21 protein-coding genes and 1 pseudogene are annotated in these 16890 nt (G+C 60.1%); 14 read left to right on the plus strand and 8 right to left on the minus strand.

Features of this window, described 5'->3' with window-relative positions; translation table 11 throughout:
- Positions 1-133 precede the first annotated feature (133 nt).
- Genes NDI56_RS20610 through NDI56_RS20620 form a run of 3 tightly spaced genes read left to right on the plus strand, consistent with a single transcriptional unit; the run spans position 134 to position 1924 of the window.
- Complete coding sequence (locus NDI56_RS20610) at positions 134-433, plus strand: hypothetical protein (protein WP_246058030.1); 300 nt, start codon at positions 134-136, stop codon at positions 431-433.
- Positions 434-466: 33 nt separating this feature from the next.
- The gene (locus NDI56_RS20615; RefSeq protein WP_142980802.1) at positions 467-1000 is read left to right on the plus strand and encodes an SRPBCC family protein; all 534 of its coding nucleotides are present in this window, start codon (positions 467-469) and stop codon (positions 998-1000) included.
- Between the two features lie 24 nt (positions 1001-1024).
- Positions 1025-1924, plus strand: a complete 900-nt coding sequence (locus NDI56_RS20620; protein WP_115819529.1) for a universal stress protein — start codon at positions 1025-1027, stop codon at positions 1922-1924.
- A gap of 12 nt (positions 1925-1936) precedes the next feature.
- Here NDI56_RS20620 and NDI56_RS20625 read toward each other — a convergent pair whose 3' ends face one another.
- Genes NDI56_RS20625 through NDI56_RS20635 form a run of 3 tightly spaced genes read right to left on the minus strand, consistent with a single transcriptional unit; the run spans position 1937 to position 2856 of the window.
- Positions 1937-2212, minus strand: coding sequence for a DUF7521 family protein (locus NDI56_RS20625; RefSeq protein ID WP_115819528.1), 276 nt, complete (start codon positions 2210-2212; stop codon positions 1937-1939).
- A 3-nt stretch (positions 2213-2215) separates the two neighbouring features.
- Positions 2216-2503: a DUF7521 family protein gene (locus NDI56_RS20630; RefSeq protein WP_049983676.1), complete on the minus strand. Its 288-nt coding sequence runs from the start codon at positions 2501-2503 to the stop codon at positions 2216-2218.
- Between the two features lie 2 nt (positions 2504-2505).
- Positions 2506-2856 carry a winged helix-turn-helix domain-containing protein gene (locus NDI56_RS20635; RefSeq protein WP_142980477.1) on the minus strand — a complete coding sequence of 117 codons (351 nt, stop codon included), beginning with the start codon at positions 2854-2856 and terminating at the stop codon, positions 2506-2508.
- 116 nt (positions 2857-2972) lie between these two features.
- Between NDI56_RS20635 and NDI56_RS20640 the strand changes: the two genes are divergently transcribed.
- Positions 2973-3620 (plus strand): plastocyanin/azurin family copper-binding protein, encoded by a 648-nt coding sequence (locus NDI56_RS20640; RefSeq protein ID WP_142980476.1) that lies wholly within the window; start codon positions 2973-2975, stop codon positions 3618-3620.
- 126 nt (positions 3621-3746) lie between these two features.
- Entirely contained in the window at positions 3747-4106 is a 360-nt protein-coding gene (locus tag NDI56_RS20645) for a hypothetical protein (RefSeq protein WP_144927785.1), read from the plus strand.
- Here NDI56_RS20645 and NDI56_RS20650 read toward each other — a convergent pair.
- Positions 4099-4632: a hypothetical protein gene (locus NDI56_RS20650; protein ID WP_142980529.1), complete on the minus strand. Its 534-nt coding sequence runs from the start codon at positions 4630-4632 to the stop codon at positions 4099-4101. The genes NDI56_RS20645 and NDI56_RS20650 overlap by 8 nt on opposite strands.
- 211 nt (positions 4633-4843) lie before the next feature.
- Here NDI56_RS20650 and NDI56_RS20655 point away from each other — a divergent pair, with 211 nt between their 5' ends.
- The 5 genes and pseudogenes from NDI56_RS20655 (at position 4844) to NDI56_RS20675 (ending at position 11012) form a co-directional block, all read left to right on the plus strand.
- Positions 4844-5512, plus strand: a complete 669-nt coding sequence (locus NDI56_RS20655; RefSeq protein WP_185903323.1) for a S16 family serine protease — start codon at positions 4844-4846, stop codon at positions 5510-5512.
- A gap of 103 nt (positions 5513-5615) precedes the next feature.
- Positions 5616-8393: an aconitate hydratase AcnA gene (acnA, locus tag NDI56_RS20660; protein WP_310921667.1), complete on the plus strand. Its 2778-nt coding sequence runs from the start codon at positions 5616-5618 to the stop codon at positions 8391-8393.
- Positions 8394-8506: 113 nt separating this feature from the next.
- The gene (locus tag NDI56_RS20665) at positions 8507-9676 is read left to right on the plus strand and encodes an NAD(P)/FAD-dependent oxidoreductase (RefSeq protein ID WP_277524700.1); all 1170 of its coding nucleotides are present in this window, start codon (positions 8507-8509) and stop codon (positions 9674-9676) included.
- Between the two features lie 95 nt (positions 9677-9771).
- Positions 9772-10325: pseudogene (locus tag NDI56_RS20670) on the plus strand (DoxX family membrane protein).
- Positions 10326-10331: 6 nt separating this feature from the next.
- Positions 10332-11012 carry a methyltransferase family protein gene (locus NDI56_RS20675; RefSeq protein ID WP_199519517.1) on the plus strand — a complete coding sequence of 227 codons (681 nt, stop codon included), beginning with the start codon at positions 10332-10334 and terminating at the stop codon, positions 11010-11012.
- 170 nt (positions 11013-11182) lie between these two features.
- Here NDI56_RS20675 and NDI56_RS20680 read toward each other — a convergent pair whose 3' ends face one another.
- On the minus strand, positions 11183-12517 hold the full coding sequence (locus NDI56_RS20680) for a permease (protein WP_115819522.1): 1335 nt from the start codon (positions 12515-12517) through the stop codon (positions 11183-11185).
- 181 nt (positions 12518-12698) lie between these two features.
- On the opposite strand from NDI56_RS20680, the gene NDI56_RS20685 reads away from it, so the two are divergent.
- From NDI56_RS20685 to NDI56_RS20700, 4 genes are all read left to right on the plus strand, one after another.
- Positions 12699-12998 (plus strand): hypothetical protein, encoded by a 300-nt coding sequence (locus NDI56_RS20685; protein WP_119712974.1) that lies wholly within the window; start codon positions 12699-12701, stop codon positions 12996-12998.
- A complete protein-coding gene (locus NDI56_RS20690; protein WP_115819521.1) occupies positions 12995-13294 on the plus strand; it encodes a hypothetical protein in 300 nt (99 codons plus the stop codon). The genes NDI56_RS20685 and NDI56_RS20690 overlap by 4 nt, the downstream gene beginning before the upstream one ends.
- Before the next feature lie 92 nt (positions 13295-13386).
- Positions 13387-14685 carry an APC family permease gene (locus NDI56_RS20695; protein WP_310921668.1) on the plus strand — a complete coding sequence of 433 codons (1299 nt, stop codon included), beginning with the start codon at positions 13387-13389 and terminating at the stop codon, positions 14683-14685.
- 57 nt (positions 14686-14742) lie between these two features.
- Complete coding sequence (locus NDI56_RS20700; RefSeq protein WP_310897832.1) at positions 14743-15255, plus strand: metal-dependent hydrolase; 513 nt, start codon at positions 14743-14745, stop codon at positions 15253-15255.
- A gap of 23 nt (positions 15256-15278) precedes the next feature.
- Here the strand turns inward: NDI56_RS20700 and NDI56_RS20705 are convergent, their stop codons facing one another.
- The 3 genes from NDI56_RS20705 to NDI56_RS20715 all read right to left on the minus strand — a co-directional run bounded on the left by NDI56_RS20705 (position 15279) and on the right by NDI56_RS20715 (position 16889).
- Positions 15279-15587 carry a plastocyanin/azurin family copper-binding protein gene (locus tag NDI56_RS20705; RefSeq protein WP_277524695.1) on the minus strand — a complete coding sequence of 103 codons (309 nt, stop codon included), beginning with the start codon at positions 15585-15587 and terminating at the stop codon, positions 15279-15281.
- A gap of 113 nt (positions 15588-15700) precedes the next feature.
- The gene (locus NDI56_RS20710; RefSeq protein WP_115819517.1) at positions 15701-16405 is read right to left on the minus strand and encodes a DUF1405 domain-containing protein; all 705 of its coding nucleotides are present in this window, start codon (positions 16403-16405) and stop codon (positions 15701-15703) included.
- 13 nt (positions 16406-16418) lie between these two features.
- Positions 16419-16889 (minus strand): hypothetical protein, encoded by a 471-nt coding sequence (locus tag NDI56_RS20715; RefSeq protein ID WP_310921669.1) that lies wholly within the window; start codon positions 16887-16889, stop codon positions 16419-16421.
- Between the last annotated feature and the right edge of the window lies 1 nt (position 16890).

Genomic DNA, 16890 nt, shown 5'->3' on the forward strand with positions numbered 1-16890 from the left:
GAAAGGAAGCCTCGAAAACGTCCTCCTGTACCGTTTTCGTATGTCGACGAAACGTCGGTGGTCCCCTTCGACGGGCGTTTGCTTTCGAATCGTAACGACAATCGCATTGAACCATGCCGACGTATTACTAGACATGAGCACGACTACCAGCAACACCGCAAACCGTACTGACCAAGCTGAGGATGCAGTCCGAGAACTGAACGCGATTGCACTCGGGGCATCCGGAGCGATCGTCGCAGCAGCCGTGATGCTACTGCTCGGTGTCTTCGGTGCTGTCGGAGTGTACGAGGGTGCGGTAGCGATGATGGAACAGTGGCACCTGTTCTTCGAACCGACCGTCGTCGGAACGGTGGCGGGCATGGTCGAGGCAACTGTCATTAGCTTCGTTCTCGTGTACGCCTTCGCGTGGTTGTACAACGCGCTCGCACGGTGAGCGAAGGAAAAATGAGAGCGTGGAGAGACCACCATGTATGTCACTGACAAAGCCGAAATCGTCATCGACGCATCGCCCGAGGAGATCTGGGACTACGTAACTGACCCCGTCCACTGGACGGCATCGAACCCCGAGGAACACTACGGACTCGAATACGACACACCCGATAATCGCCCACAAGAGGGGGCGACATTCCACCAGGCGGAAGAAGTCGCTGGGATGTACGCCGATCTGCACGGCCGATTTCAGTACATCGATCATCCACACGTGGCGGTCTGGACTGGGACAGCGTACTATCCACTCCTTCGTGGACTTGTCACCGTTCGAATCCCCGAAGGTGGTACGATTCGGCTCGAAGAGACTGAGGATGGAACCCGGATGTCACACGCCGTCTGGATGGACTTCCCGAATAACCGCCGGGGCCGGTTGCTAAAGCGGCTCTTTACCACCGTTCTTGACGGGAAGGCCAAGCTCTACGACCACACCAACAAGGAGCTCGTCTTCTTCAAGGAACGCATCGAGTCGACAGCCCATAAGCCCCCAAAACCGACGGACGAGAGTCCGTAGCAACATCAACGCACTCATCCAACCATGTATACCGACATCCTCATCCCGACTGATGGCAGCGATAACGTCGAGCCCGCAATCCAATACGGACTTGAGCTCGCTCGCCGATACGACGCAACTGTCCACGCGCTCCACGTCGTCGACAGTTCGCCCATCGAGCGAAAGCTGGAACTGACTGCGCTGGAAACCGACCTGGAGACACTCCCAGACACGTGGTATGAGGCTGGCGATGCCGCCACCAAGCAGATCGAAACTCGAGCTGCAGAACATGGTCTCGACGCAGTAACTGAGGTTCGCCGTGGCATTCCAGCGCGTGAAATTCGTTCCTACATCACCGATACCGGGATCGACCTCGTCTGTATGGGAACCCGAGGACACACCGGTCTCGACCGAGTCCTGCTCGGCAGTGTAACGACCCGACTCGTCCGTACTGTCGATATCCCCGTGCTCAGTGTCAAAGCAAAACAGGCGCTATCAGAACCCGGAATGCGGGGAGGCTTTGAGACTATCCTCGTCCCGACTGACGGGAGTAAGCCCGCACGAGAGGCAGTCACGCACGCTCTTGATTTGGCTCGGACGTACGATGCGACACTTCATGCCCTCTACGTTGTGGATAGAGGTGCCTACGCGTCTCGTCCGGGATGGACGTGGGACGAACTGCAGCAAGTACTGGAGCAAAACGGAGAGACTGTCCTCGAAGATGTCCAGTCCCGGGCAACTGCCGACGGTGTTTCAGTCGCTGCTGAGATCACCCACGGTGTTCCTCATCAGGCAATCGGAGATTACTGCGATCAACACGGAATCGACCTCGTCGTGATGGGAACACACGGACGGTCCAGCCTTTCACGACGGATCATCGGAAGTGTGACCGAACGGGTTCTTCGGAACTCGGACGAGCCAGTATTGACCATTCGAGGAGTATAGCCGTGGCTCGAGCTACCGGCGAAGCGAGATGAGAAGAACCACGAATCCGAGACCGATGGCGACCGATTCGATGATGTGGACAAGGGCGAGATCAAGCCCCCCGAACTCGAACAGTACTCCTTCGATGAACACACCGAGGGTAATAATTCCAAAGCCAACTGCAGCGTTTCTCATATAGTACGTCCCTGTTCGTCGATACGCCTCGAAACTGTAGTACGTGATCAGAATACCGAGGGCAAGGACAGCCAGGCGGACGGCCACGAGAACGGCTGTTGTCGTATCCACCATTAGTCAGTCCTCCAGTTTCTGCGGGTCACGTCCGTATAGAGCGTAGAGGATCGTGAGCATACCAATCGCGACGATGGTTGTTGCCACCGTTCCCGCATTATGTAAGGTCAGGCCAACCACGTCGAACAAGATTCCTTCGACGATCGCGCCGAAGCTGATAATGGCGAACCCGACCGCGAGGTACAGCATCGATTGACTGTTGCTACGTCGGTACCCTCGATAGGCCTGATAGGCGATCACGAATCCCAGAACCATTGTGACGAGCTTTGCGACGATGAGTCCGGGGTGCATGGTTATTCGTTCCTCATTGTGTTCCACAACCGAGCAAATCTGTCGGGCGCGTCTTCTCGAAGTTCGATACGGATGTCGAATCCTGATTCGAGGAGCTGGACCTCGACGCGGTCGAGTTGGGCTTCGTATTCGCTGTAATGATGACCGTCGGGATCAACGTGCGTTCGCTCGATAAGCAGATCGTACTCCAGTAACGTGTTGACCCGTCTGGAAACTGTCGAGACTGACATGTCACACTCTTCGCTGAGTTCCTTGGCGGACAGCTGTTTTGGGCGAGTCGCCTCGAGGATGGCGCGTGCATAGTCGTCGTCAAGGATTTCGAGAATCCCCGAGATGTCTCGCTCCTCACTCACAATCCGTGTTGTTGTGGGTGGGTATATAAAGGAACGCCGATTTGCTGACCCAGCAAATCTGCTTTCCGGACTATATGCCCAGACCGTGTAGGTTCACCTGTAAGGTGACCGATGCCATGACCGATTCACTCACGCGTCGACGGATGCTCCAGCTGACTGGCGGTGCGGCAGTCGTTGGGCTTGCCGGGTGCACTGGAACGCAGAACAACGATGGCGGAGCGGCAAACGGCACGCCGACTGAGACTGGCCACGACGACGGCGGCACGGAGTCCGGTCACAGCGACGACGAGGATGACCACGACGAAGCAGTCGGGGCACCGTCCGATACGGCCGAGGTGCGGATGATTACCGAGGACGGTGGCTACCACTTCGAGCCCCACGTCGTGCGGGTGAACGTCGGGGGAACGGTCACCTGGAACAACGAGAGTGGGAGTCACTCGACGACCGCCTACCACCCCGACAACGACCAGCCCCAGCTCGTCCCCGACGGCGCAGCGGCCTGGGACAGCGGCATCGTCTCCGAGCAGGGTGCGACGTTCGAACACACCTTCGAGACCGAGGGTGTCTACCACTACTACTGTACGCCCCACGAGAGCCTCGGGATGATCGGTAGCGTCATCGTCGGTGAGCCGGACCCCCACGAGCAGGTCGCACTCGAAGAGCCGCCGGCCGACAAGCCCGAGCGCGTCCGCGAGAAGCTCGAAGAACTCAATGGGATGATTCGGACGGCACTCGGCGACGACCACGAAGAGGACAGCCAGTAGACCCACATAGCTTTCCCACCGTAGCAAGCACTTCTCATCAGGACGGAGGAGCGTCGACGGATGGGTATTTCAACACAGCACCAAGATCGACCACTCGCGCTCTGGGCACTCATCGCGACGATTGGTGTGCTCGGCGTGTCGGGACTCGCCGGCGGCGGCCAGTTCATCCTCGCTCCCTCGGGGCGTCTTATTGGAATCTCGCCGACGCTTCTGGCTGGTTCCCCGTTCGATAGCTATCTGGTTCCCGGGGTCATCCTCTTCAGTATCCTCGGTGTGTTCCCGCTGGTCGTCGTGTACGGCCTCTTCCGTCGAAAACGATGGGCGTGGCCGGCGGCCATCGCCGTCGGCGTCGCGCTCGTCGTCTGGGTCCTCGTCGAAGGGGCCGTCATCGGATTCGGGAAACGGTTGCAGTATCCCCACCTAATCCAGGGTGTGGTGATTGTCGGTCTTTCAGTTCTTCCCTCTGTTCGAGCGGCTCTCAGATGAGAAGATTGTACCCGACGTGGGCGAGCGAAAGTGCGAGATACCCGAGCACGAGTGCCGCCAGGGTTCGCCGAGAGAGTGATGGGAACCCGATGTCGTCGGAGCCGTGAATCCGCTCGCCGAGTGCGTACGCGAACCGCCCGGCGAGTAACGCGAACGGCAGGTGGACGAACACCAGCGGGAGCACGAGCGAGTCGAACCGGACTGTCGCCTCCAGCCGCGACAGGTACTCGAGTTTGAGCACGAGTTCGAGGAGCGCAACGGTCAGCCCGGAGGCCACGGTCGCGAGCAACCCCTCGGTCTTCGAGAGGAGCGTCCCCCGACGGTAACTCCAGCCGTAGAAGACGAGTATCAATGGGACGAACCGGACGAATGCCTCCTCGACGAGTCCGACCAGAAGTGTCCAGGTCGCGAGGGTCGTCACTCCGAGCAAGAGAAGTTCGAACTGGTAGGCGATCCACACGCCGACCCCGGTCACGACGCTGCTCACGCCCACGAGCCCGACCAACGACCGATACTGGAGCGTCATGAGTGGTGATGAGACTGTGTCTATCCGTCGGTGCGCGACCGAAATAGGCGTACCCGTTCGAAACGCGTACACGAAGAGCATTTATTACTGCACCCGTGTTACATAGTAACACGCAAACCCCAGCGTAGCCACGCACCATACTGCTATGCCCACCGATGACTCCGCGTCCGTCTCTCGCCCGTCCGATACGGAAAGAGACGTTGTAGGACGGGTGGAAGAGACGATTCTGTCACGGCGAGGGTTCCTCGCAGGACTCGGCCTGGGGGGCGTCGGCGGCGCTGGGGTGGTTCTCGGTCTCACGCGAGCGGGAGAAGGATTTCAGTCGCTGGCGACGCTTGCGGGTGGAGCCACGCTTCCCGCGACAACACGCTACTATCTTCCAGCGGTCGACGGCTCGGGCGACGGGCTCGTCGTCCCGTTCGAGTTCGATTTCACCGACGGGGACGGTGAGCTGTTCGTCAACCTGAACGGAATCGAAGTCCGTCACGACCTCCAGCTCTCGCTCCGAGAAGCGAGGGAGACGGCCACACGTCTCACCGGAGAGTCGCTCACCAACATGGCGACGCACATCACGTTCGAGCCCCCCTCGTCCGGCGTGCTTGCACTCCGCGGGAAGAGCTGGGAGGCCGGGCTTACCGTCGCACTCGTTGCTAGCCTCCGCCAGCAGTCGCTCTCACAGGAGACGCTCATGACGGGAATCGTCGACGACGAGGGCGCGTTGCTCCCCGTCGGCGGGATCGAGACGAAAGCGCGCGCGGCGCGGGCAGTCGGCGCACGGGAGCTAATCATCCCGGCAAGCGAACCGACGGACGTGGCTGTTCAAGGGCTCCGAATCGTCGAATCTCCCTCGATTACAGATGCACTCGACCGGATTCTGTGACCGGGGCGTCTCACTGCTGATTGGGTCCAAGGAGCGAATCGGTCCAGCCTAGCCGATGGCTTACGGGAAACGATTCAAGAGTCGGGTCGGCGTAGCTCAGGGTATGGCCGAAACCGATCCTTTCGACGCGATACGCGAGTTCGAGTTCGACGGAGATGCCTATCGGATGGCGGACCTCACCGCCCTCGAAGAGGCGGGACTCTGTGAACTGGACCGTCTCCCGGTCAGCATCCGTGTCCTCCTCGAATCCGTCCTCCGGAACGTCGACGGTGACACGATCTCCGCCGAGGACGTTCGAAACGTCGCGTCGTGGCAACCTGCCGTCCCGGATGTCGAACTCCCGTTCACACCCTCGCGGGTCGTCTTGCAGGACCTCACCGGTGTCCCTGCCGTCGTCGACCTCGCTGCGCTCCGATCAGCGGTTGACCGGAAAGGCAAGGAGCCCGCGATCGTCGAGCCAGAGATTCCAATTGACCTCGTGATCGACCACAGCGTCCAGGTCGACTATTTCGGCTCCGAGGATGCCTACGAGAAGAACGTCGAGCTGGAGTACGAGCGCAACGGCGAACGCTATCGCGCGCTCAAGTGGGCTCAGCAGGCCTTCGACGACTTCCGCGTCGTCCCGCCGGGCACCGGTATCGTTCACCAGGTGAACCTCGAATACCTCGGGCAGGTCGTTCACGCCCGCGAGCGGAACGGTGAGAACTGGCTCCTGCCCGACACGCTTGTCGGCACGGACAGCCACACGCCGATGATCGGCGGCATCGGCGTCGTCGGTTGGGGCGTCGGCGGCATCGAAGCCGAGGCCGCCATGCTCGGCCAGCCCATCACGATGAAGCTTCCCGAGGTGGTCGGCGTTCGACTTACTGGCGAACTCCCGGAGGGAGCGACCGCGACCGACCTCGTCCTCCACGTCACCGAGCAGCTCCGAGAGGTGGGTGTGGTCGACCGCTTCGTCGAGTTCTTCGGCCCCGGCGTGGCAAACCTCACGGTCCCTGACCGGGCGACCATCGCGAACATGGCTCCCGAGCAGGGCTCGACCATCTCGATGTTCGGCGTCGACGAAGCGACGCTCGACTACCTCGAACTCACGGGCCGCGACGAGAAACACATCGAACTCGTTCGCGAGTACCTCGACGCCCAGGGGCTGTTCGGCGAACAGAATCCTGAGTACACGGAGACGGTCGAACTCGACCTCTCGACGATCACGCCGAGTCTCGCCGGCCCGAAACGCCCCCAGGATCGTGTCCCGATGGACGATATGAAGACCCACTTCCGGGGGCTGGTCCACGGCGAGTTCGAGGACGAACTCGACGACGTCGACGAGGACGCACTCACCCGCTGGCTGGGCGAGAGCAGCGTCGCCGCCGACCGCCCCGACGCCGACCTCCCGGAACCGGACGTGGGCGAACTAAACGACACGGTCGACGTCGACCTCGACGGCGAGACGACCGAAATCAGGCATGGGAGCGTCGTCGTCAGCGCCATCACCAGCTGTACGAACACGTCGAACCCCTCGGTGATGCTCGCCGCAGGCCTGCTCGCCCGCAACGCCGTCGAGTGCGGCCTGGATGTCCCCGAGTACGTCAAGACTAGTCTCGCGCCCGGGAGCCGCGTCGTCACCGAATACCTCGAAGCCTCGGGATTACTGCCGTATCTCGAAGACCTCGGCTACAACGTCGTCGGCTACGGCTGTACGACCTGCATCGGGAACGCCGGGCCACTCCCCGAACCCATCGAGCGCGCCATCGACGCCGAGGACCTCTGGACGGCGAGCGTCCTCTCGGGCAATCGGAACTTCGAGGCGCGCATCCACCCGAAGGTCAGAGCGAACTACCTCGCCAGTCCGCCGCTGGTGGTCGCTTACGGGCTGGCCGGTCGGATGGACATCGACCTCGAAACGGACCCACTCGGGACGGACGATAACGGGGACCCGGTCTACCTCGCCGACATCTGGCCGGACGCCGACGAAATCCACACGGCGATCCATGAGAGCGTGGACGCTTCGATGTTCGAGGAGAAGTACGCCGAAGTGTTCGAGGGTGACGAACGGTGGGAGGCACTCGACGCGCCGACCGGTGACGTCTACGAGTGGGACGATTCTTCGACGTACATCCGCGAGCCGCCCTTTTTCAAGGACTTCCCGCTGGAGGAGCCCGGTGTCAGCGACATCGCCGACGCTCGCACCCTGATGCTGCTCGGGGACACCGTCACCACCGACCACATCAGCCCGGCCGGACCGTTCTCTCGGGAGCAGCCCGCCGGCGAGTGGCTCGTCGACCAGGGTGTCGAACCTCACGAGTTCAACACCTACGGTGCCCGCCGGGGCAACCACGAGGTGATGATGCGCGGCACCTTCGCCAACGTTCGCATCGAGAACGAGATGCTCGACGACGTCGAGGGCGGCTACACGATTCACCAGCCGACGGGCGAGCAGACGACCGTCTTCGAGGCGAGCCGCCGCTATCGGGAAGATGATACGCCGCTGGTGGTGTTCGCCGGCGAAGAACTCGGCACCGGGTCGAGCCGCGATTGGGCCGCAAAAGGGACTGACCTCTTGGGCGTTCGCGCAACCATCGCGGAGAGCTACGAGCGCATCTTCCGTGACAACCTCGTCGGCATGGGTGTCCTCCCGCTGCAGTTCGCTGACGGTGACTCGTGGGAATCCCTCGGTCTCGACGGGTCGGCGCGGATTGAGATTCGTGGATTGGACGACGGCCTAGACGTGAACGACGAGTTGACCGTCGTCGCAGAGCGGGACGACGGCTCGAGAGTCGAGTTCCCGGTCACGGCACAAGTTGGGACGCCCGCAGCCGTTCGATACGTTGAGAACGGCGGAATCCTGCATCTAGTACTCCGCCGACTGCTCACCGAGGACTAATAAGGGGCAACTATCCTGAGTGACAAATGGTATTAGAGACAACTACTTCACGATCTGAAAGTTTCCGCTCTCGCTCACAGCAGTCGTCTGAACCGTTACCGCGAATCCAACGCGTGGCAGTACTCGGTGGGGCAGTCGGCGGTCTCGCCGCTGCTGAAGGCTTTTCCAAGCGAGGTTTCGAAGTAGACCTTTTCGAACGTCAGTCGTACGACGACAAACGAGTCAACTGTGGGGAAGCGATGACGGCCGTCTCGAAGATTCCACTCCGTTCGATGTCGGCGAATGGGTTCGTCAATGCTCTTCCGGAGTTACGTGTGGATATCTACGACGGAACGACATCCAGCAGACAGCACACCGGGAGTGGGAGATTCCCGGCCTCCGATACGTACATCACCGACCGAAACATCGTTGAACGACGATGGTCCGAACGCCTCGCTGAAAAGGGCGTTTCGATTCACGAAAACCACCAGATCACGAAGGCGGAGTTCCGGACGTTGGCCGATAAATACGACCTCTTGGTCGACGCGACTGGCCAACCGTCGATTACCAGCAAAGTTCGAGGGAGAACGGACGAGTACGCGGGTCGGATGATCGCCCTCAATGCTGACGTGGAGGGCGACTTTTCAGATCTCTACCCGAATAGCCAGATCGTTCTTGAGGGCTATACCGGGTACGCGTGGGCGTTCTCGAAATCGCCCGAGCGGGCAAACGTCGGCATCGGGTGGACTGAGAGCGAACGCCCAGCCGATTACATAGCCGCATTTGAGGCGGCGTGTGAACGAAACGGCTGGCCGATACCATCTCGGAGTCAGACGAATATCGCTATCATCCCCGAAGGACCGAGTCTCGATCCTGCGCTGACCTATCTACCTGAGTGGCCCGTCGTTCGTGTCGGGGATGCGGCTGGACTCGCGAATCGGCTGACCGGGAAGGGGATCTCGCAAGCAATTCAGTCGTCGTATCTCGCAGCCAAGTTGACGGCGGAGGGAAGCCTTCAGGAGTATCCAGACCGACTCTATCGGACGATGAAAGGGGAGTACCTGCTCGCCCGGATTATGCGGCACCTCGTCGAGACGCGTCAGATGACCGTTCTCGGTGATGCCGTCCAAGTGGTGTCTGGAATCGACATCGAAGACATCGATCGATCCCCACGGGCGGTTCTTCGTCGCTTCTTGGGGCATCCACGGGTGGCTGCTCGGATCTTCTCCAACCCGGCTGTAATCAAGCAGACGTATGCCGCCGTCACAGACGCCTGGGAATACGATACTATTCAGCCAGTATGACGGTATCGGAGAGATCACCCCGAAAAGGGCTCTCTATTCCGGTATGGCGAGATCCCAACGCGATTTTATAACACCTTCCCGGGAATTAGCACGATATGGCATCTCAAGAAGTTCAATTAGAAAGTACGATCGGGGGGTTCACCGCAAGCGGTCGACTACACACGTTGAGTGTCTGGTTTATCTTTGCGCTTCGGTTGATGATGGGACTGGCGTTCTTCCAGAGTGGTCTCGACAAGGTCCTCTCGGGAAGTTTTAGTGCCGGTGGATATCTCACCGGGGCCGTTCCGAATAGCGGGAGTCCACTCGCTGATCTGTTCGTCGCGATGGGGAACACGCCGTGGTTTGTTGACTTCGTGAACGTTGCAGTACCGTGGGGAGAGCTGCTTATCGGCCTCGGGTTGTTGTTCGGTGCCCTCACTCGGCTCGCTGCGTTCTGGGGGGCATTTATGATGCTCATGTTCTATTTCGGCAACTGGGATGTCACACATGGCTACATCAACGGTGATTTCGCGTACATGCTCGTGTTCCTCTCAGTCGCCGCGTTCGGTGCGGGACGGATACTCGGCCTTACGCGTACATTGAACAGTACGAGGTTGGTGGAGTGCCGCTTGTCGAACGGCATCCCTGGACTCAGTATCTACTCGGGTAAGTAAGCGTGTCATCAATAGATACCACTATTACGAATCCCGGTGCTTGGGGCCTCGCGATTATCTTCATTGTCGTCGTTTCTTGGTTCTTCTATCGGTACTTCGCTCCTGACAGCTGGCGGGAGTGGGTCGGCGCAGGAGTGGTACAGGCGTTCATCATCGCATTATATGCGGAGATGTACGGGTTTCCACTGACGATCTATCTGCTGGTCCGGTTTTTCGGTCTGGACCGCGAGTACGTCAGTACCAATCTCTGGTCTACACTGATCGGGTTTGGCGAAACGGGTATGTTCGTATCAATGCTCCTCGGCTACGCTGTGGCGTTTGTCGGCATCGGCCTGTTTGCTCAGGGATGGCGACAAGTCTATCGTGCCCGACAGGACGACCGACTGGTCACAGACGGGCTTTACAGGTACGTCCGCCATCCACAATACACCGGTCTGTTCATCGCTCTGTTTGGCGAGGGCATCATTCACTGGCCGACAATCTTCTCTGTCGCTCTATTTCCGTTCGTCGTTGTGATTTTTACGTGGCTTGCACGGAGAGAAGAGCGTGATATGATCGATACATTCGGTGAGGACTACCGCACTTATCAGCGCAAAGTGCCGATGTTTATCCCCCGCTGGGAGCAGTGGCGCGATCTCGTGGCTGAGTCTCGTAGCAGCAGTGACGATCTCAAAGACCCATGACTTCGACGAGACCGCTCTGGAATGAATGGTATTCGTATCGAAACTGTGGTTGGGCAGTGGAAGGGAGTCAGGGATTAATTGCCCGACACCGTAGATGTTCCTTGTCTGTGTCGTCGAATTATTGATAGACGAAATTCAGATTGTGAACTACGTGAGCAGGTAGATACCCGTCAGTCCGTCATTGCCGCATGTCTCTCGTCACCGCGTTCCCCACCAGCCACCGAATCCTGTTTGTGGAGCCAGTAGAGGAACGCGAAGAACGCCGTCGCGAGGACGTTCAACACGAGCTTGTAGTTGAGCTCGATGGACACTTCGGCGATCTGCGCGGAGGCTCGTGAGGGGATGAGGCCCAGGCCCAGGAACAGGAAGTGGACCACGAACCCGGCGATAACGGCGGTGACGAAGATCATCAGACTGAGTACCGCCGCGAAGGTCGTCCCGTAGTACTCGTCGTAGGCTTTCATGATCGGCGGGACGATGAGGTCCGCGAAGATGTACGAGAGCACCGACCCGAAGGGGAGCCCGCGCGTCCAGAGGACGGTCCCGAACGGGACGTTCCCGACCGAACAGACGAAGGTGACGACGCCGATGATCGCACCCAGCGCGGCCGTCCAGAGGACGTACACCGGCAAACCGAATACGGCGCCAGAGAAGACGCTCGTCCAGACGGCTTCGGGGATGAACCCGGCAATGAGGCCGGCGAAAATGAACCCGATAGCGATCTCGTCCCACAGCATCGCCCACTCCTTCCACTGTTTGTCCGCGAGCGATTTCCACCCGGACCACGAGGTCGCCTTTTCCGGAATCGACGTGTTCGCTTCCTCCGGGTCGAAGGAGTCCTTGCAGGACTGCGAGCAGAAGTAATACGTCTGGCCCTCGTGCTCGATGGAGTAGTCGGTTTCCTCAGGGTCGACCTCCATTCCACAGACCGGGTCTTGGACAGTAATGCCCTCGTCGTCGGTGACGTTCTCGCGTGCTTCGTCGAGGATCTTGTCGGGGACGACGTAGACGAAGCCAACCGACATCAGGCCGATGAGGAGCAGGCCACCGACCACGTCGGCCAGCAGGAACTCCCAGCCCAGCAGCAGCCAGATGACGATGCCGATTTCGATGACGAGATTCGTCGAGGCAAACTGGAACGCCGCCAGCGCCGCCGCAGCCGACGCCCCCTTCTTGTAGAGGTTCTTCGCCGTGGCGATGGCCGAGTACGAACACGACGAGGAGACGAACCCGAAGAACGTCGCGAGGCCGATGGAGCGAGGCCCGTGTCCCTCGAGCAGCTCCGAAATCTGCTGGGTCGAGACCCACGCCTCGACGCCGCCGGCGATGGCGAACCCGATGACGAGCGCCCACCAGGTGATCCACGCCATCGCGGCGGTCGTCGTCGCGGCCTGCCTCGTGCTCTCCACGAAAAACGTCCCGAGCGGTTTTGTCGTCGTGACGATGCCGATGGCGACGGTGATTACGGCGATAACCGAGAGGATCGCGTAATCTGATCTGTCCATTGTCTTGGTGGCCTACATCTAGGGGCTCCTCTCCTAATGCGGTTGTGGCTACATCTGTGGGATATATCGTTTGTGAGCCTTTGGATACCAGCATCACAACCCTAGCAGAATTTAGAATCAAGGGGTATGCCACTTCGGGTGCGGAGTAATTGACTTGTGGCTGGCTGGGGAGGATAGTCGTATGCTTACGTCCTACAGCGAACTTCTCGTGACGGGTATCATTCTCGCGAGCACCGTGTACACGGTGAGTAAAACGCCCGCTGTCTGGCACCAGTACGAGGGAATATATGGACACCTACTCGTTGGCGTACCGCTCGTTGGGCTACTGTTCGGGATCGCCCATCTCGGGATGCTCACACCGCTTCCGCATGGCCTGCTCGCTGCAGTTGAAACCGGAGCTCTCCTCGGTGTCATAGTCCTACTCGGCGCACTCGGATATATTCACCCGCGACTTGGGTATTCTGGAGGAGAATCCCGATGACTACGCTCCTCTTCTCGTTACTCTCGGCAGTCGTCGCTAGTGGGCTTGCGTCCCTTTGTTACATCCTGCTCTACGGGGACACTGTGTTGGTGATTCAGCGGCCGTTCTTTTTCAGAATCGGCGTTGGAGCGCTCTGTGCTGCCGTCCTCGGGGCGAGTGCGGTAGTGGTCGGGTGGGTTCCGACACATCTTCTTCACGCTATCTTCGCAGTATCAATCGCTGCGGCGGTCCGGACAGTCCATAACGGTCTCCATCCGGACACTGAAGCGTGGTTCTACTCGCTCTTCCGAACTTGAGCATCGAGGCAGACGATTTCTACTTCTCGGGCTGAGGTGGTTTGGATTCGTAACGACAAGAAGCCTAAAGATGGCATCCCAACGGAGAGACGATGAGCGAGAAGCTGGGCCGTCTCGGTGCAGTCTCGATTGCGCTCGGTGGTATGATCGGAGGTGGGATCTTCGCCGTACTTGGCGTCGTTGCGGAAATGTCGGGGCCTGCGGCGTGGCTCGCCTTTACCGGCGGCGGTGTCGTCGCGTTCTGCGCTGGCTACTCGTACGTTCGTCTCCAGCGGCTTGGCGACGTGTCCGGCGGCTCGGTCAGTTTCTTACAGGAGTTCGGTGAGTCGACGACGGTCGCTGGGATGGTCGGTTGGACGCTTCTGTTCGGCTATATCGGGTCGATGGGAATGTACGCGTTCGCGTTCGGTAGTTTTGCGACGAAACTCCTCGGCGTCGAAACAGCCCTCGGGGTTCCACTCCGCCCCGTCGTGTCGGTTCTCAGCGTCCTGGGGTTTGTACTACTGAACGTCCTCGGTGCCCGGGCGAGTGGCGTGACCGAGGTGCTCCTCGTCGCGGCAAAGGTTGGGATTCTCCTCATTTTCGGTGTGTGGGGGTTCTATTTTGGAGCGCGGACAGGACAGCTGACGACCGGGTTCTCCTCCGTCGCGACGGGCGGGTTGCTCATGTCCGCTGCCCTCTCGTTCGTCGCCTTTCAGGGCTGGCAGCTACTCTTTTACGACGAGGGAAGTCTTCGGAACGCTCGGACGACCATTCCGCAGGCGATCTATCTCTCAATTCCCGCGTCTCTCGGGCTGTACGTCCTCGTGGCAGTCGTCACGACGAGTCTGCTTCGGCCCGAAACGATCGCCGCGAACCCCGAGGTGTCACTCGCCATCGCGGCCGAACCGTTCATGGGGCAGATGGGGTTCATCCTCATTTCCGTGGCGGCACTGTTCTCGACTGGGAGCGCGATCAACGCCACGCTGTTCTCGGCGGCCCACTTTGCGACGGGAATGCTTGAAGACGACCTACTTCCCGACCGGATCGGAGACGCCGATGCCGACGGTGCTCCAACGCGAACGCTTCTCGTCTTGGGCCTGATAACGGCCGCGTTCACCGCCTACGGTAGTCTTCAGGGAATCACGTCGTTCGCGTCGCTTGCCTTCATCACCGTCTTTGGGTCGATGAGTTTCCTCGCGTTCAGGCATCGAGCGGGGCTTCGCACAGGGACCCTCCCCGCCGTCGGCGTGGTGGGTGCAGTACTGTTCTTCCCTTCGTTAGTGTACCACCTCGCCGTGATGGAACCCGCCGTCTTCAGTGTGGTCCTCGTTGTGACGGTCGTCCTCCTGGGACTGGAGATCCTCTACTTCGAGCGCGAGACTATTCGCTCCGAAATCGGTGGCGTGTGATGCTGACGGGGCAGCAGTGCGTGAACGGTTTACGTAACCTGGACAATATTGTCGAGTGTGCTCTTTTGGGTCCATGCTGCAGTCGCGTATCTCGTTTACCGAGGCATTTCTGGTGGTTCTACTGACCGATGTGACGATGTCCCGATCATCGCCCTGTTCGGAGGTGCGTTGCTCCCGGATCTCGTCGATAAACCACTCGCGTTTGTACTTCCATCGCTCCCGAGTCGGTCGGTCGCGCACTCGGTGTTCGCCGCGGCACTCGTCGTCCTGATTGTATTCTACGGCACGAAACACAGAGACCGGTGGGAGGTCGGCGCGGCGTACGCGCTCGGATATGGATCACACCTCGCTGCGGACCTCGTGGATTACCTGTTCGTCCCCGAGGAGACGCTACTGTTTCTGTTTTGGCCGGTCGTAACTGACTATCACCACGTCGAGACGATCGGAGATCTGCTCGCGCTGTTGTCTCCGACCCCGTATGTACTCGGGCAAACCGTCGTCACGGTACTGGGGCTCTGGCTATGGATAGCTGATGGAATGCCGGGATACCCATCGACCCACCGTCAGTGATCGGGTGAGGTCGACTCTCGTGGTCATTCGACGATGACACGTCTGACCATCCCGCTTTCCTCGTGTGGCAGGCAGAAATACTGGTACGTCCCCGTGACGTCGAACGTGTAACTGTAGGTTTCGCCCCGTTCGAGAAACCCTCTCGCTGACGTACTCAACCGGACAGCCTGCTCGGACTCGTAGCCGCCGCTTGCGAAGTACGACGCCTCGTCGGGAATCCCTTCTTCGTATGCCGATGCGGTATGGGGGACTCCACTCTCGTTCACCCAGGTGACCTGCTGACCGGGGTCGATTGCGACTTCGCCCGGATCGAATCGGAGGTCGCCCGTCATCGTGACCGTCGGACCCGACGGGCCGCTACCTCCGAGACAGCCAGCAATCGCGGTTGCCCCGACTGCTAGCACACTCCGGCTCCGGCGAAGTACCGACCGTCGTGAATAGCCGTTCATCGGCGCACCCCTCGTGCGGAGGACTCCTCAGTTGTTTCGAGCTTCTTCACCCGTGTCGCTAGTGCGAGAAACGCCGCGGCGAGCGTCAGCGTCACGGCCGCGGCCGCTGCGAGGTCGTGCGCTCGCACCGAGTGATCGAGTGCGCCGTTGACGAGTTCGGCCCGCAGGAACGTGTGGTGAAACTCCCCGACGAGCGGCGCGAAGTAGTCCACGATGTCGTTGAGGCCGTACCAGACGGTGGTGACGGCGACCGCACCGACCGTGAACTCGGCGTAGCGATAGATCAGGAACGACTGGAGGCTCATCGCGAGATGGCTTACGATGAGGAACCAGTAGAGCCAGGGTTCGATACCGCCCGGTCCGTTGAGAACCAGCTGGACGAACGGCGTCCAGAGACCGAGTTTGATGTTGCCGAAGAAGGCGAGCATATGGAGCCACTCGACGTCGTAATCCAGTTTCCACGCGGCGAGACTGAGCGCGACGAACAGCGTCGCGGCGGGGCTGTCGGGGACGAACGGCCACATCACTATCGGGGTTTGGGCCAGCTGGAAGCGGTAGTACCAGAACCCGAACGCAGTCCCGGCCAGATTTATCGCGACGATGACCCACGCGTACCGAAGTGCGAAGTCCTCGACGCGCCGGGGGAGTGGGGCAAGGTAGCTGGGCAGTCGATTCGTGGTCGCTGTAGGTGCGGATGTCATTCGTCTCGCCGAATTACATCCCTGTGCTGTCGTTTCGTCGGTTCGTCATAATCACGCCGCTGATCAACATCAGGACTGCGAGCGCGACCATTCCGAGGTCCCAGCCCATCCCGGCAGTCATCGACGACCCCATGCCGCCGCTCATCCCGCCACCCATTCCGCCGTTCATACCGGACCCCATCCCGCTACCCATTCCCCAGTTCACACTCCCGGTGACGCCGACCAGCGCCTGGTTGAGCAACATCACGAGCGAGTAGCCGATCATCAGGGGACCACTCGCGTTCCCGAGCCGATCCGCATAGGGCGTCAGCAGAACGACGCCGTGGACGACCACGACGACGCCGAGGAGCGCCATGAGGAGCCCGCTGTTCGAGCCCATCATCCCGGTGCCACCTGTCGCGGAGAGCAGCGAGTAGACTCCCGAGACGAGTGCGATTGCCGCGCCGTACTGTCGTGTCGTACCGTTTGTGTTCATCGTCTCCATT

This window comes from Halomicroarcula saliterrae, from assembly GCF_031624395.1.
In the GTDB taxonomy this organism is placed as follows: domain Archaea; phylum Halobacteriota; class Halobacteria; order Halobacteriales; family Haloarculaceae; genus Haloarcula; species Haloarcula saliterrae.